This window comes from Pantoea sp. R13S299 (assembly GCF_048515925.1).
Lineage (GTDB): Bacteria > Pseudomonadota > Gammaproteobacteria > Enterobacterales > Enterobacteriaceae > Pantoea.
In genome coordinates this window covers 540,138-556,234 of sequence record NZ_JBLYEF010000002.1, presented here as the reverse complement: position 1 = coordinate 556,234, position 16,097 = coordinate 540,138, and the positions used below count along the sequence as shown (strand labels likewise).

The 16,097-nt window shown below is 54.5% G+C and carries 14 protein-coding genes; 4 read left to right on the top strand and 10 right to left on the bottom strand.

Annotated features, from left to right (window positions below; genetic code table 11):
- Positions 1-47: 47 nt before the first annotated feature.
- The 8 genes from rseP to rpsB all read right to left on the bottom strand — a co-directional run bounded on the left by rseP (position 48) and on the right by rpsB (position 7,870).
- Positions 48-1,394 (bottom strand): sigma E protease regulator RseP, encoded by a 1,347-nt coding sequence (rseP, locus tag ACN1CO_RS13460; RefSeq protein WP_419139344.1) that lies wholly within the window; start codon positions 1,392-1,394, stop codon positions 48-50.
- 12 nt (positions 1,395-1,406) lie between these two features.
- Entirely contained in the window at positions 1,407-2,264 is an 858-nt protein-coding gene (gene cdsA, locus ACN1CO_RS13455; RefSeq protein WP_283546197.1) for a phosphatidate cytidylyltransferase, read from the bottom strand.
- Between the two features lie 18 nt (positions 2,265-2,282).
- Complete coding sequence (gene ispU / locus ACN1CO_RS13450) at positions 2,283-3,035, bottom strand: (2E,6E)-farnesyl-diphosphate-specific ditrans,polycis-undecaprenyl-diphosphate synthase (RefSeq protein ID WP_090964404.1); 753 nt, start codon at positions 3,033-3,035, stop codon at positions 2,283-2,285.
- Positions 3,036-3,216: 181 nt separating this feature from the next.
- Positions 3,217-4,413: a 1-deoxy-D-xylulose-5-phosphate reductoisomerase gene (gene ispC, locus ACN1CO_RS13445; RefSeq protein ID WP_419139343.1), complete on the bottom strand. Its 1,197-nt coding sequence runs from the start codon at positions 4,411-4,413 to the stop codon at positions 3,217-3,219.
- Positions 4,414-4,524: 111 nt separating this feature from the next.
- The gene (gene frr, locus ACN1CO_RS13440) at positions 4,525-5,082 is read right to left on the bottom strand and encodes a ribosome recycling factor (RefSeq protein ID WP_010254103.1); all 558 of its coding nucleotides are present in this window, start codon (positions 5,080-5,082) and stop codon (positions 4,525-4,527) included.
- A gap of 143 nt (positions 5,083-5,225) precedes the next feature.
- Positions 5,226-5,951 carry a UMP kinase gene (gene pyrH, locus ACN1CO_RS13435; protein WP_010254099.1) on the bottom strand — a complete coding sequence of 242 codons (726 nt, stop codon included), beginning with the start codon at positions 5,949-5,951 and terminating at the stop codon, positions 5,226-5,228.
- A gap of 160 nt (positions 5,952-6,111) precedes the next feature.
- On the bottom strand, positions 6,112-6,963 hold the full coding sequence (gene tsf / locus ACN1CO_RS13430; protein ID WP_419139342.1) for a translation elongation factor Ts: 852 nt from the start codon (positions 6,961-6,963) through the stop codon (positions 6,112-6,114).
- Between the two features lie 181 nt (positions 6,964-7,144).
- Positions 7,145-7,870, bottom strand: a complete 726-nt coding sequence (gene rpsB, locus ACN1CO_RS13425; protein WP_090964400.1) for a 30S ribosomal protein S2 — start codon at positions 7,868-7,870, stop codon at positions 7,145-7,147.
- Positions 7,871-8,188: 318 nt separating this feature from the next.
- Here rpsB and map point away from each other — a divergent pair, with 318 nt between their 5' ends.
- The 4 genes from map (at position 8,189) to ACN1CO_RS13405 (ending at position 13,229) form a co-directional block, all read left to right on the top strand.
- Entirely contained in the window at positions 8,189-8,983 is a 795-nt protein-coding gene (map, locus tag ACN1CO_RS13420; protein ID WP_419139341.1) for a type I methionyl aminopeptidase, read from the top strand.
- Between the two features lie 66 nt (positions 8,984-9,049).
- On the top strand, positions 9,050-11,704 hold the full coding sequence (gene glnD / locus ACN1CO_RS13415) for a bifunctional uridylyltransferase/uridylyl-removing protein GlnD (protein ID WP_419139340.1): 2,655 nt from the start codon (positions 9,050-9,052) through the stop codon (positions 11,702-11,704).
- An 83-nt stretch (positions 11,705-11,787) separates the two neighbouring features.
- Entirely contained in the window at positions 11,788-12,612 is an 825-nt protein-coding gene (gene dapD / locus ACN1CO_RS13410; RefSeq protein ID WP_033731627.1) for a 2,3,4,5-tetrahydropyridine-2,6-dicarboxylate N-succinyltransferase, read from the top strand.
- A gap of 224 nt (positions 12,613-12,836) precedes the next feature.
- Positions 12,837-13,229: a DUF3461 family protein gene (locus ACN1CO_RS13405; protein WP_008925632.1), complete on the top strand. Its 393-nt coding sequence runs from the start codon at positions 12,837-12,839 to the stop codon at positions 13,227-13,229.
- 61 nt (positions 13,230-13,290) lie between these two features.
- On the opposite strand, the gene ACN1CO_RS13400 is transcribed toward ACN1CO_RS13405, so the two are convergent.
- Positions 13,291-14,448 carry a CdaR family transcriptional regulator gene (locus ACN1CO_RS13400; protein WP_136197969.1) on the bottom strand — a complete coding sequence of 386 codons (1,158 nt, stop codon included), beginning with the start codon at positions 14,446-14,448 and terminating at the stop codon, positions 13,291-13,293.
- 185 nt (positions 14,449-14,633) lie between these two features.
- Complete coding sequence (degP, locus tag ACN1CO_RS13395; RefSeq protein ID WP_419139339.1) at positions 14,634-16,079, bottom strand: serine endoprotease DegP; 1,446 nt, start codon at positions 16,077-16,079, stop codon at positions 14,634-14,636.
- Positions 16,080-16,097 lie beyond the last annotated feature (18 nt).

The window sequence follows — 16,097 nt, the reverse complement described above, 5'->3', positions numbered from 1 at the left end:
GTTATGCGTTTTCCTAACACATCCCTCGAATGTTCGCGTTCCAGCGGTTACAAACGTGAGAAATCATTGAAAAGTGCAAGCCCCATTAACAGCACCAGCAAAATCGAGCCGATGCGATAACTAAAGTCCTGAACTCGCTCGGACACCGGTCCACCTTTGATCTTTTCGATCGCAAGGAAGAGCAAGTGCCCACCATCTAAAACCGGCAGAGGGAACAGGTTGATGATGCCCAGGTTGACGCTAATCAACGCCAGGAACATCAGGTAGTAAATCAACCCGTACTCTGCTGACAATCCTGCACCCTGCGCAATCGAAATTGGCCCGCTCAGGTTGTTCAGCTTCACATCACCGGTTATTAACTTGCCCAGCATGGAAACGGTGAGCTTCATCAGCTGCCAGGTTTTTACACTGGCCTCACCGATTGCCGCAAACGCGCCATACTGTCTTACCGTCTTGTACTCTTCTGGCAGCGGAACAATGCGCGGAATCACTCCCGCAAAACCCGCTTTACTGCCATCTTTCGCTTCTGGCGTCATCGTCAGCGCAATGGATTCACCGCTGCGATCCACCTCAAGCGCCATGCTTTTGCCGGGGTTATCCCGGACCTGCGTGACAAAAGTCTGCCACTGCGATAATGGCTGACCATCGACTTTAACGATCCTGTCGCCAGCTTGCAAACCGGCTTCACTGGCTGGCGAGTTCGCCTGCACTTCTGCCAGCGTGGTCTCAATTTGCGGACCGCGTGGCTGAATCCCTAATGCGACGACCGGATCCTGCTTATCAGGCTCAAACTGCCAGTTACGCAAATCCACCTGCTTCTGCTGGGTTGCGTCCTCGCCAAACCGGGCAACAGTTAATGTCGTGCTGCTGTCGCCGATTTTACCCACCAGCGCCATACGCACAGCATCCCAGTCAGGCGTTTCGATACCGTCAACAGCCTTAAGTTCCATGCCGGGCGTAATTTGAGCTTCTGCAGCGACCGAACCGTTTAAAATTTCACCGATAACCGGGCGCACACCGGGCACGCCGTGAATAAACACAACCCAGTAGGCGAAGATGGCAAAGATGAAGTTCGCGACAGGACCTGCCGCAATGATAGAGGCGCGCTGCCAGACGGCTTTGTTATTAAAAGCCTGATGACGCAGCTCAGCGGGCACGCTTTCAACGCGTTCGTCGAGCATTTTAACGTAGCCGCCGAGGGGAATCAGCGCGATGACAAATTCTGTGCCGTGGCGGTCACGGCGCTGCCAGAGCGACTTACCAAAACCAATCGAAAAGCGCTCAACTTTGACGCCACAGCGACGAGCGACCCAGAAATGGCCAAACTCATGAACGGTAATCAACACGCCCAGCGCAATGATAAAGGCGAAGAAACTCCAGATTATGCTCAACATCTTTGCCTGTCCTTAAAGGGTGCGGAACACCAGCAGCAATAAACAGGCAAACACCGGCACCGCCGCAGTCAGACTATCAATGCGATCAAGCATGCCGCCATGACCGGGGATCAGATTACCACTGTCTTTAATGCCCGCTTCACGCTTGAACATACTCTCAGTGAGGTCGCCCAGCACAGAAGCCAGCGTTGCGATAACCGCGCAAATCACCAGCGTGCCGGTTGAGACCGTCAGCGGAGCCAGCGAGGCAAACAGCAGCGCAATCAGCGCCGATGAAACCAGACCGCCCAGGAAGCCTTCCCAGGTTTTGCCTGGAGAGACCTTCGGTGCCAGCTTGTGTTTGCCGAACATCTTGCCAAACATATAGGCACCTGAATCCGCGCCCCATACCAGCAGCAGCACAAACAGCAGCCACCAGGCACCGGCGAAGTGGTCGGTTTCATAGTGATATTGACGCAGCGCCACCATGCCCCAGAAAAAGGGCACCAGCGTTAATACGCCAAAGAGTAAGCGAAGTGGACGCGAATGGCGCCAGAAGGCCGCAGAAGCGGGATAGGTGAGCACCAGCAGCAGTGCAACAACCCACCACACCAGCGACGCCCAAAGCGATATCGCGATCTGTGGCAGATGCACCGTGTGTTGATAAGGTGGCAGCGTAAATTGCATCAGCGCCAGCAGCAGACCACAAAGTACAGCCAGCCAGACGCGCTGTTGCCGTGATGCCATACCTGCAAACTGACCCCATTCCCAGGCGGCCAGCATGCAGATAACGATGGTTGTAAGGGCAAAGCCAACAGGCGGTAACCAGAACAGTGCAGCTATTACCAGCGGAATTAATATCAACGCGGTAATCAGACGAGACTTCAGCAAAGGTTACCCCCAGATTGCTCAGGCGCCGCCTGGTGCAGCGCCGCCAAAACGACGCTCCCGCAGAGAGAATGCATTCAGTGCACCTTCAAAAACGTGTTCATCGAAATCCGGCCAGAGCACATCGGTAAAATAGAATTCAGCATAGGCAATTTGCCACAGCAGGAAGTTGCTAATCCGATGCTCTCCCCCGGTCCTTATCACTAAATCCACTGGCGCCAGCTCCTGCATACAGAGCTGCGACGTCAGGCTCTCTTCGGTAATCTGGTCAGGTCGCAGTAATCCTTCCTGAACCTGCTCAGCCAGTTTTTTCACGCCTTCGATAATATCCCAACGGCCGCCATAGTTGGCAGCAATGTTGAGCGTCAGGCCACTATTATTTGCGGTCAGCGTCTCAGAACGGCGAATACGTTCCTGAATACGCGGGCTGAAACGGCTGGTATCGCCAATGACGCGTAAGCGAACATTGTGTTTGTGCAGGCTTTTCACTTCACTATCAAGCGCCCAGACAAACAGTTCCATTAACGCGGTGACTTCCTGCGCCGGACGACTCCAGTTTTCACTGCTGAAGGCGTAAAGCGTCAGGGCTTCAAGATTGTTACTGACCGCAAAGCTGACGGCACGGCGTACCGATTTAACACCCGCTCTGTGGCCTGAAATACGCAATTTTCCCTGATTTTTGGCCCAGCGACCATTGCCATCCATGATGATAGCGACGTGGCGCGGACCGTTTCCCTGCTGGTCATCAGTGTTGTTTTGATTGTTAGACGACATAACGCTTAACCAATTCCTTTCATCAGAAATGCTGTGGTTTCTGAATACATTGCGCCCGATTCAAATCCCGACACACTCTCAGTGCCGGGCCACACCGAATTCGGTGACAGACCGTGAAACGCGAGCCAGCGACTATACCATTTTCACCTGAAGCGAACAAATGGCCTCATAACGATCGGCATTACGACGTGAAGCGTGGCAACATTTCTGTCGCCAGCGCGCGCGCAGTACGATCGATTTCAAGGACAGCGTCCACCGAATCCGGTTCCGGACACACTTGTGCCGCCATCACCGCACTATTAAGCGAGGCAATGTCGGTGAAGCGAATCTGGTGATTCAGGAAAGCCGCGACGGCAACCTCATTGGCAGCATTCAGCGTGGTGGTGGCCGCCTGCCCTGCGTCACAGGCATCGATGGCCAGCTTCAGACAGGGGTAGCGATTAAAATCAGGTTCTGCAAAAGAGAGCGCCGACATGCGGGTAAAATCCAGCGGCGTCACGCCTGCATTGATGCGCGAAGGCCAGGCCATGCTGTGGGCAATGGGCGTACGCATATCGGGAGAACCTAACTGAGCCAGCACGCTGCCATCGCAGTATCGCACCATGGAGTGAATCACCGACTGTGGGTGAAGGATCACTTCCATCTGCGCTGCGCTGGCATTAAACAACCAACGGGCTTCAATGTACTCAAGACCTTTATTCATCATGGTGGCCGAATCGACAGAGATTTTTCGCCCCATCGACCAGTTCGGATGTGCACAGGCCTGATCCGGCGACATGGCGCTGAGATCCGCTAAATCTGTGTCACGAAAAGGACCACCCGATCCCGTAAGGATAATCGACTCAATGCCATTATCCTGCAGGTCAGCGTAACCTAACTGATGCTGGATGGTAGCCGGTAAACTCTGAAAAATGGCGTTATGCTCACTGTCGACCGGTAGTAACTGCGCGTTATGATGACGCACCGCCTCCATAAACAAACGGCCGCAGGTGACAAGCGATTCTTTGTTGGCCAGCAGCACCGTTTTTCCGGCACGAATGGCCGCCAGCGTCGGCAGCAACCCTGACGCGCCGACAATCGCCGCCATCACCTGATCCACCTCATCCAGCGCGGCCAGCTCACAGGCTGCCTGAACGCCGGAGAGCACTTCAGTATTGACGCTGATTGCTCTCAGTCGCTCACGCAGCGCAGCGGCGGATGCCTCATCTGCCATGCAGGCGTAACGCGGCGTAAAGGCCGCACACTGTTCGGCCATCAGCGCCACATTATGGCCGGCAACCAGCGCCGTAATCTGATAAAGCGCCGGGTTGGCGCGAACCACCGCCAGCGTACTGGTGCCGATCGAGCCGGTGGATCCCAGCAGAGTTAATCGCTTCATGAGGCTATCCGTGTGAAGTCAGGGTGCCAGCAGGCACAATGTAAAACGCCGCCAGATGTCGCATTCATACGAATACCTCTCTGTACGGCGTTTTGTCCGGCAGTGATGGGATTAGAAATCCATCAGCTCCGTCTCTTTTTCTGACAGTGCAGCATCAACTTTCTTGATGTACGCATCGGTCATTTTTTGTACTTCATCCTGCGCACGACGTTCGTCGTCTTCGCTGATCTCTTTATCTTTCAGCAGCGCTTTGATCTTATCGTTGGCATCGCGACGGACGTTACGTACCGACACACGGCCCTGCTCGGCTTCGCCGCGCACGATTTTAATCAGATCTTTACGACGCTCTTCTGTCAGTGCAGGCAGCGGAACACGGATGTCGGTACCGGCTGAACTTGGGTTCAGACCGAGATCGGACTTCATGATCGCTTTTTCGACTGCAGGACTCAGTGAACGATCAAACACGTTGATTTTCAGCGTGCGTGAATCTTCCACCGTGACAGAAGCCAGCTGACGCAGTGGCGTCGGCGTGCCGTAATATTCGACGACAATGCCGTCAAGCAGCGAAGGTGAAGCACGACCGGTGCGCACTTTGCTGATGGTAGTTTTGAATGCTTCAACGCATTTTTCCATGCGCGTGTCAGCATCTTTTTTGATGTCGTTAATCACGTTGAAACCCTTGGATTCGGTTTGACCTGGCCAGTTCCGGCATAACCGGAAGCGGGATCGATAATCATCGATAATCCTGACTGGTGCGCGATGCATTATCATCGCGCTGACAGAATATACCTTATTTTATCTCGCCTCGGGTATTAATGCGTAATCAGGGTGCCTTCTTTTTCACCCATCACTACGCGACGCAGTGCGCCAGGTTTATTCATGTTGAAAACACGGATAGGTAATTTGTGGTCACGCGCCAGGGTAAAGGCCGCCAGATCCATCACTTTCAGCTCCTGATCCAGCACTTCAGCATAGGTCAGTTGCTCATACAGTGTCGCGTCCGGGCTTTTCACCGGATCCGCAGAGTAGACACCGTCAACTTTGGTCGCTTTCAGCACCACGTCCGCTTCAATCTCAATGCCGCGCAGACACGCCGCAGAGTCGGTGGTGAAGAACGGGTTGCCGGTACCGGCAGAGAAGATCACCACGCGGTTGTTACGCAGCAGGCTGATCGCTTCTGCCCAGCTGTAGTTGTCACAGACGCCATTCAGTGGAATCGCTGACATCAGGCGTGCATTCACATAGGCACGGTGCAATGCATCACGCATCGCCAGGCCGTTCATCACGGTCGCCAGCATACCCATGTGGTCACCCACGACGCGGTTCATGCCAGCCTGCTGCAGGCTCGCTCCACGGAACAGGTTGCCTCCGCCAATCACCACGCCAACCTGGATACCCAGTTCAACCAGCTCTTTTACCTCTTGTGCCATGCGGTCAAGCACACTCGCGTCGATACCAAAACCTTCAGCGCCTTGCAGGGCTTCGCCGCTGAGTTTAAGCAGGATACGTTGATAAACAGGTTTTGCGTTGGTCGCCATGGTCAGTTCTTCCTGGAAGATTGGGTGTAAAGGAGAAGTAAATTCCGATCGATCATCCGCTTACCGCAAAGAAAATGCTATTGGGATGAAACTGAAAACGTATCGTCTGTTGCGATTCACAGACAAAAAAGAACCGCCATCTGGCGGTTCTTTCAGAGCATTAAGACTGTTTGGACATTGCTGCAACTTCTGCAGCGAAGTCAGACTCAACTTTCTCGATGCCTTCACCCACTTCGAAGCGGATGAAGTTGATGACGTCAGCGCCCTGCTCTTTCAGAGCCTGGCCAACGGTTTTGCTTGGGTCGATAACGAAAGCCTGACCCGTCAGAGAGACTTCGCCGGTGAATTTCTTCATACGGCCTTCAACCATCTTCTCTGCGATCTCTTTTGGCTTGCCAGACTGCATCGCGATGTCCAGCTGAACCTGGTACTCTTTATCAACCACGTCAGCAGAAACGTCTTCTGGCTTAACGAATTCAGGCTTGCTTGCTGCAACGTGCATTGCGATCTGTTTGATCAGATCTTCGTTAGCGCCTTTCGCTGAAACCAGAACGCCGATACGCGCGCCGTGCAGATAGCTGCCCAGCTCTTCACCTTCCAGGATTGCAACGCGACGGATGTTGATGTTCTCACCGATTTTAGCAACCAGTGCAACGCGCTCTTCTTCGAACTGCGCTTTCAGAACGTCAACATCAGTTACGCGATCAGCTGCAGCCGCTTCCAGAACTTTGTCTGCGAACGCCTGGAAACCGCCATCTTTTGCTACGAAGTCAGTCTGGCAGTTTACTTCCAGAATCACGCCGTAGTCGCCAACGATCTTGGTTTTGATTACGCCATCAGCAGCAACGTTGCCTGCTTTTTTCGCTGCTTTGATTGCGCCAGACTTACGCATGTTCTCAATCGCCAGCTCAATGTCGCCGTTCGCTTCAGTCAGCGCTTTTTTGCAATCCATCATGCCAGCGCCAGTACGCTCGCGCAGTTCTTTAACCAATGCAGCGGTAATGTCAGCCATTCCAGAATCCTCGGTTCGTGCCTGTGTACATTTGCACCAGCAGACACTTATTTGCGGAAAATTTACTCTGTCCCGCCGTCCGGTTGGGGGCGTGACAGACTTAGATAAAATAAAGGGGCCAGTATAGGCCCCTTACAGATCACATCTGAATGCTAAGGGCTCTTATGCAGAGCAAACCTTATTAAGCGTTTTCTAAAGACGCTTCTTCAGCTTGCTCAACCAGGTCCTGAGAGCGGCCTTCGCGAACGGTAGTCGCAACGGCAGTCAGGTACAGGTTTACAGCACGGATCGCATCGTCGTTACCTGGGATAACGAAATCAACGCCATCTGGATCTGAGTTGGTATCAACGATAGCAAATACCGGGATACCCAGGTTGTTTGCTTCTTTGATTGCGATGTGTTCGTGGTCAGCATCAACAACAAACAGTGCGTCTGGCAGACCGCCCATGTCTTTGATACCGCCCAGGCTGTTTTCCAGCTTGGCCAGCTCACGCGCACGCATCAGCGCTTCTTTTTTGGTCAGTTTGTCGAAAGTACCATCCTGAGACTGAATCTCCAGATCTTTCAGACGCTTGATTGACTGACGCACGGTTTTCCAGTTAGTCAGCATGCCACCCAACCAGCGGTGGTTTACGAAGAACTGGTCGCAGCTCAGTGCAGACTCTTTTACTGCCTGGGCAGCAGCGCGCTTAGTACCTACGATCAGGATCTTACCTTTACGGGAAGAGATCTTGTTCAGTTCAGCCAGAGCTTCGTTGAACATAGGTACAGTTTTTTCCAGGTTGATGATGTGAACCTTGTTACGTGCACCAAAGATGAATGGCTTCATTTTTGGGTTCCAGTAACGGGTCTGGTGACCGAAGTGAACACCAGCCTGGAGCATGTCGCGCATGGAAACAGTTGCCATGATAAAACCTCTAAAGTTTGATTGGGGTTGGGCCTCCATGTATCCCATACGACCGACCTCTTTCAAGGCACCCCGGCGTATGTGTCGATACATGTGTGTTTTATTACACATAATGAGAGTTATGCGTTTCCTGCTGACCGAAACGGCCATACAGAGAATCGTCGGCGCGCTTTATATCACAAACCGCCATTGGACGCCAATAAATGATCGCTGACGAGTGCCTGCGCGTTCTCTATTTGGCAGCCCATTTGCTGGCTGCTAACATGACAGCACAGAACTTATTATTGTCGAAATTTTCGACAACTGCGGATTAATTTAATGGCAATTTCAATTAAAACCCCTGAAGAAATCGAAAAAATGCGCGTTGCGGGCCGACTTGCCGCCGAAGTGCTGGAGATGATCGAGCCCCATGTTCAACCGGGTGTGACCACCGGTGAGCTGGACCGCATCTGCCACGAACACATCACGCAGAAGCAGCATGCCGTCTCTGCCTGCCTCGGCTATCACGGTTTTCCGAAGTCAGTCTGCATCTCGGTGAACGAAGTGGTGTGCCACGGGATTCCCAGCGATGATCGCCCGTTAAAAGATGGCGATATCGTCAATGTCGATGTGACCGTGATTAAAGATGAGTACCACGGCGATACCTCAAAGATGTTTATCGTCGGTAAACCCACTATTCAGGGCGAACGCCTGTGCCGCGTCACGCAGGAGAGCCTCTATCTTTCCCTGCGTCTGATTAAGCCCGGCATCCGCCTGCGCGAGCTGGGCCGTGCTATCCAGAAGTATGTTGAAGCGAATGACTTCTCTGTCGTGCGCGAATATTGCGGTCACGGCATCGGCAAGGGTTTCCACGAAGAGCCTCAGGTGCTGCATTATGATGCGGATGATAGCGGCGTTGTGCTGCAGGCGGGCATGACCTTCACGGTAGAACCGATGGTCAATGCCGGGGATTACCGCATCCGCACCATGAAAGATGGCTGGACGGTAAAAACCAAAGATCGCAGCTTGTCCGCGCAGTATGAGCATACTATTGTGGTGACGGAAAACGGCTGTGAGATTTTAACCCTGCGCAAAGACGACACGCTGCCTGCAGTGCTCGTCGCCGAAGGGTAATTCCCCCAAAACAGATCAAGCCGGCGCTGAGCCGGCTTTTTTTTGGCTAAAAAAGAGAAGAGCTGCATGAGCGTGAGTCTGTCGGAAGATGTGAAGAATGGTCTGGTCGATTCGCCAGCCGAATGGGGCGACGATCAACTGACCCGCGACATTCTGAAGCCGCGGCTGGAACAGTTTCAGCAGCATCTGGCTGCCGCGTTTGATGCCGGTGAACCCGTTGAGCCGCTGATAGATGCCCGCACGCTGTTTATCGATCGGCTGCTGCGTCGCCTGTGGCGCTTCTTTGGCTTTGATGAGATGCCGTCTATCGCGCTGGTCGCCGTGGGCGGCTATGGCCGTGCTGAGCTGCATCCGCTCTCTGATATTGATGTCCTGATTCTCAGCCGTCAGCCGCTGGATGAACAGGCGGCGCAGCGCACCAGCGACCTGTTAACGCTGATGTGGGACCTCAAGCTGGAAGTGGGCCACAGCGTCCGCACGCTGGAAGAGTGTCTGCTGGAGGGATTGTCTGACCTGACCGTTGCCACTAACCTCATTGAATCACGGATGCTGACCGGCGACGTGGCGCTGTTTCTGGAATTACAGAAAAACATCTTCAGTGACGGTTTCTGGCCCTCATCCACCTTCTTCGCCGCCAAAATTGAAGAGCAGCAGGAGCGCCACAAGCGTTACCATGGCACCAGCTATAACCTGGAGCCGGACATCAAAAGCAGCCCCGGTGGCCTGCGCGATATCCATACGCTGCAATGGGTCGCCCGACGCCATTTTGGCGCCACCACGCTGGATGAGATGGTCGGCTTTGGTTTCCTCACCGACGCAGAGCGCGGCGAACTCAACGAATGTCAGGAGTTTCTCTGGCGCATCCGCTTTGCCCTGCACCTCTCCCTGCCCCGCTACGATAACCGCCTGCTGTTCGATCGCCAGCTCAGCGTAGCGCAGCGCCTGAATTACCAGGGCGAAGGCAATGAGCCGGTCGAGCGGATGATGAAAGATTTCTATCGCGTCACCCGGCGTATCGGCGAACTGAATCAGATGCTGCTGCAGCTGTTTGATGAAGCGATTCTGGCGCTCTCTACCAGCGAAAAGCCCCGGCCTATTGATGACGATTTCCAGCTGCGTGGCGATTTGATCGACCTGCGTGACGAGACGCTGTTCACACGCGAACCGCAGGCGATTCTGCGCATGTTCTACGTCATGGTGCGTAACGACAGTATCAAAGGGATCTATTCCACTACCCTGCGTCATCTGCGCCATGCACGCCGTCATCTTAAACAGCCGCTGTGTCAGATCCCGGAGGCGCGTCGCACCTTTATGTCGATTCTGCGCCACCCGGGCGCAGTCAGTCGGGCGCTGGTGCCGATGCATCGCTACAGCGTGCTGTGGGCTTATACGCCGCTGTGGGGTCATATCGTCGGACAGATGCAGTTCGATCTGTTTCACGCCTACACCGTGGATGAGCACACTATTCGCGTGCTGCAGAAGCTGGAAAGCTTTGCCAATGAAAGTACCCGTCCGCAGCATCCGCTGTGCGTCGAGTTATGGCCGCGACTGCCGCAGCAGGAGCTGTTGCTGATGGCCGCGCTGCTGCACGACATCGCCAAAGGACGCGGCGGCGATCACTCTATTCTCGGCGCGCAGGATGCGCTCGATTTCGCTGAAATGCATGGCCTGAATTCGCGTGAAACGCAGCTGGTGGCCTGGCTGGTTCGCCATCATCTGCTGATGTCGGTAACGGCGCAGCGGCGGGATATTCAGGACCCGACGGTCATCCAGCAGTTCGCCGAGGTCATGCAGAATGAAAACCGGCTGCGCTATCTGGTTTGTCTGACCGTAGCCGACATCTGCGCCACCAACGAAAGCCTGTGGAACAGCTGGAAGCAGAGCCTGTTGCGCGAGCTGTTTTTCGCCACCGAGAAGCAGCTGCGACGCGGCATGGAAAACAGTCCGGATCTGCGTGAGCGGGTGCGTCATCACCGTCTGCAGGCGCTGGCGCTGCTGCGGATGGACAACATTGATGAAGAGCGTCTGCATCAGATCTGGAATCGCTGCCGCGCTGACTACTTCCTGCGCCATACGCCGAATCAGATCGCGTGGCATGCCCGCCACCTGCTGGTTCATGACCTGAAAAAGCCGCTGGTGCTGGTCAGTCCGCAGGCCACGCGCGGCGGGACCGAAATTTTCATCTGGAGTCCCGATCGCCCGCATCTGTTTGCCGCCGTCGCCGGAGAGCTTGACCGCCGCAATCTCAGCGTGCACGACGCGCAGATCTTTACCAGCCGCGACGGCATGGCCATGGATACCTTTATTGTGCTGGAACCAGATGGCAGCCCGCTCTCCCCGGATCGTCATCCGATGATCAGTCAGGCGCTGGAGCAGGCGATCACCCAGTCAGACTGGGTGCCGCCACGAACCCGTCGTCCGTCGGCCAAACTGCGGCATTTCAGCGTGGATACCGAGGTCAATTTCCTGCCGACGCATACCGATCGCCGCAGCTACCTGGAACTGGTGGCGCTGGATCAGCCGGGCCTGCTGGCGCGGGTCGGCGAAGTCTTTGCCGATCTCGGTGTGTCACTGCACGGCGCACGCATCAGCACCATCGGCGAACGGGTCGAGGATTTGTTTATTCTGGCCAACAGTGAACGTCAGGCGCTGGACGAAGAAATGCGTAAAGCGTTGCAACAACGGTTGACAGAGGCCCTTAATCCAAACGATAAAGTGTGACCAGACTCGATTTGTAAACATTAATCTCTTTACTTGTGTCGGGCGATTGCCCGGCATCGCACATGACAGATCAGGAAAAAAATATGCAACAGTTACAGAGCGTTATTGAATCCGCCTTCGAACGTCGCGCTGACATTACCCCTGCCAGCGTTGACAGCGAAACCCGTGATGCCATCAACCAGGTGATCTCCCTGCTGGACAGCGGTGAGCTGCGCGTTTCTGAGAAGATCGACGGCGAGTGGGTAACGCATCAGTGGCTGAAGAAAGCAGTGCTGCTCTCTTTCCGCATCAATGACAATCAGGTAATGGAAGGTTCAGAAACCCGCTTTTACGACAAAGTCCCGATGAAATTTGCCGGCTGGGATGAAGCGCGTTTTAAAGAAGCGGGATTCCGCGTCGTGCCGCCTGCAGCTGTGCGTCAGGGTGCTTATATCGCCCGCAACACGGTGCTGATGCCTTCTTACGTCAACATCGGCGCCTTTGTGGATGAAGGCACCATGGTGGACACCTGGGCGACCGTTGGCTCCTGTGCGCAGATTGGTAAAAACGTTCACCTTTCTGGCGGCGTGGGTATCGGTGGCGTGCTGGAACCGCTGCAGGCTAACCCGACCATTATCGAAGACAACTGCTTCATCGGCGCCCGTTCTGAAATCGTCGAAGGCGTGATTGTTGAGGAAGGCTCAGTGATCTCAATGGGCGTTTACATCGGTCAGAGCACCAAAATCTATGACCGCGAGACCGGCGAAGTGCATTACGGCCGCGTTCCTGCCGGTTCCGTCGTGGTTTCGGGTAACCTGCCGTCGAAAGATGGCAGCTACAGCCTCTACTGCGCCGTGATCGTGAAGAAAGTAGATGCGAAGACGCTTGGCAAAACCGGTATCAACGAACTGCTGCGCACCATCGACTGATTTAAATGACGGGCTGGTTTCCAGCCCGTCATCTTTTCTTTACAGTGATTCCCAAATAACATGCTTCGCGTCGCGAATTAACTGGTGCGTTTAGTTTTTATCCAGGTCATAATCCGCGCCAGTTAAATCCTGTCGCGCAATGTTCATCCCGCTTATTTATGTCTACAGTTGACGGACGTCATGAACAAGTCTGCGCGCTTCTCACTTTTGATGGAAACAACGCTATGTATGACAATCTGAAAAGCTTAGGTATCAGTAACCCGGACGACATTGACCGCTACAGCCTGCGTCAGGAAGCCAACAACGACATTCTGAAGATCTACTTCCGCAAAGATAAAGGCGAGTTTTTCGCGAAGAGCGTTAAATTCAAATATCCGCGTCAGCGCAAAACCGTTGTTGCCGATCACGCGACGCAGGGCTACAAAGAAGTTCAGGAAATCAGCCCGAATCTGCGTTATGTCATCGATGAACTGGATCAGATTTGCCAGCGTGACCAGGTTGAAGTGGATCTGAAACGCAAAATTCTGGATGACCTTCGTCACCTGGAAAGCGTGGTTTCCCACAAGATCACTGAAATTGAATCGGATCTGGAAAAATTAACCCGTAACAGCCGTTAATTTTCTGTCCGATGAGAGAGGCCAGCTTTGCTGGCCTTTTTTTATGCCGTAAATCTGCCTTCTACCCCTGCTCATCCAGCTGCAAAGCCACATAGAGCAACAGCCTGTCGTCAAAATGGCCAAGATTCAGTCCGGTTAGTTCAGAAATGCGGTTCAGCCGGTACTCCAGCGTATTGCGATGAATAAACAGCGCACGCGCGGTGGCGCTAGGCTGGACGTTGTGGGTGAACCAGGCAATTAATGTGCGACGCAGCAGGCCGTTGTTATCCATGCTCTTGAGTTTCGCCAGAGGCCGGGCGAGTTCATTAGCCTGCCAGCCGCCACGCAGACTGTCGAGCAGCACAGGCAACACCAGATCCTGATAGAAATAGCTGCGCACCTCTGGCATTCGCTGCTTGCCCACCATCATCGTGGTGCGCGCCGTCCGGTAAGAGCGTGCAATGCTGCCCGGCCCGGTAAAGAAGTTACCCAGCGCGATACGCATCCGAAGATGACCGCTCTCTTTCATCCGCTGCAGCAACTGCTCGACGCGGCGGCGATGATCATCCTGATCGTAACGTCCGTGCCCATTCAGAGCCGGTTTCAGCACCACCATTTCAGTCAGTGACACAATAGCGATCAGATTATCGCGTTCCGGCGTGGTCAGCAGCGTCTGCAGCTGCTGTAACTCTGACATCGCGCTGTCGACGCCGAGCTGACCGCTATCCACCTCTACCACGGCGACCACGCGCGGCTGATTGAGATCGATGCCGAGCCGCTGTGCCCATTCGGTCAGCTGAGGCGACAGGGTATCGCTGCGGATCAGGTTCAGCACCAGCTCTTCACGCAGACGACTGTCCTGCGCCAGCATATGCAGCAGCCGCGCCTGCTCCAGCATCATCTCTGCGGTCATGCAGACCAGCTCGCCATAGTGCCGCAGCGCCAGCGGCTCGCCGGTCAGACCTATCACCCCGACAATATCACCATCAATGCGCAGCGGCAGGTTAATGCCGGGCCGCACGCCATGGAGATGTTTCGCCACCGCCTCATCGATGTCGACGATGCGCCCCTGAGAGAGCACCAGCAGCGCACCTTCGTGCAACTCCCCAATGCGTTCCCGGTCACCACTGCCGATAATCCGGCCGCGCGCATCCATCACGTTGACATTACTGTCAATAATTTTCATGGTGCGCGCCACGATATCCTGGGCCAGCCGGGCATCAAGGTGATAGGTAGCCATCCATTACTCCTGAAAAGAGGGGGGAGAAACAGAATACGCATGCACCGCGCGCAGAACATTGTGCAATTGCACAGAGCCGGGCGGTCATTTACCGAATTTGCGGTGGGTATCACACTCTGATGTGGCAGAAAGCAGGCATAAAAAAAGGCGGACCGCTGTCCGCCTCTTCGTCAGTTGTCGTTCCGTTACTGCATCAGCAGATAGATGCTGCTGTCACCGCGTTTCACATTCAGCGCCAGAACGGCTGGCTTGGTGTCGAGAACTTTGCGCAGTTCGCCGAGGTTAGTTACCGGCTGCTGGTTGACGCCCTGAATCACGTCACCCTTTTTAAGGCCGATACGCGCTGCGGCACTGCCCGCTTTCACATTATCAACGCGAACACCTTTATCGCCGGTTTCAACGTTGCTGAGGTCAGCGCCTTCGATGCCATTGTAGATGGTGGCGGACTGCACTTTCGCCTGGCTGCTCTGCTGCAACTGAACAGAGACATCGACCGGTTTGCCGTCACGCAGCAGGCCCAGTTTCAGAGTGGTGCCAACTGGCAGTGAACCCACTTCTGCACGCAGCGAAGCAAAGCTGCTCAGCGGCTTGCCATTCATCGAAACAATCACGTCACCCGCTTTGATACCCGCTTTAGCGGCTGCAGAGTCTGGCAGTACCTGGCTGACAAAGGCACCACGCTGTGCATCAACCTTCATCGCTTTTGCCAGCTCGGAGTTCAGTTCAGTCCCCTGCACACCCAGCTCGCCGCGTTTCACCTGACCAAACTCAACCATCTGAGCCGTCAGGTTTTTCACCATGTTGCTCGGGATAGCAAAGCCGATACCGATGTTGCCACCATCCGGTGCCAGAATGGCGGTGTTAATCCCAATCAGTTCACCGTTGAGGTTAACCAGCGCGCCACCGGAGTTACCCCGGTTAATCGCCGCATCCGTCTGGATAAAGTTTTCGTAGTTTTCCACGTTCAAGCCGCTACGTCCCAGCGCCGAGACGATACCGGAAGTCACGGTTTCACCCAGGCCATAGGGGTTGCCGATCGCCACGGTGTAGTCACCCACACGCAGGCTGTCGGAGTCAGCGATTTTCACGGCGGTCAGATTTTTGGCTTCCTGCAACTGAATCAGTGCAATGTCAGAGCTTGGATCTTTACCGATCACTTTTGCGTCATAGCGACGACCATCACTGAGCTGAACCTGAATTTTGGTTGCGTTATTCACCACGTGGTTGTTGGTTACCACATAGCCTTTTTCAGCATTGATGATCACTCCCGATCCCAGAGCACGGAATTTTTCCTGCTGAGTATCAGGCGTTGGCGCGCCGCCGTTACCACCTGCACCGTCACCACTCTGGCACATTGGTGAACCCTGGAACGGAGAACCGTCCTGGCAGAATGGTGAATTATCGCCAAAGAATTGCTGAAACTGCTGCGGCATACGCGGCGTTTTTACCGTGGTGGTGCCCTCGACGCTGATACTGACCACAGACGGCATCACCTTCTCCAGCATGGGTGCCAGACTTGGCATTTGCTGACTATCCGAAGAAGCCGTTTGCGCAGCAGAAACAGTAACAGGGGCAAGCGCCATGCTCAGGCTCAACGCAAGCGCACTTAACACTAAAGTCTTTTTTTTCATTTTTCGTTTCTCGATAAG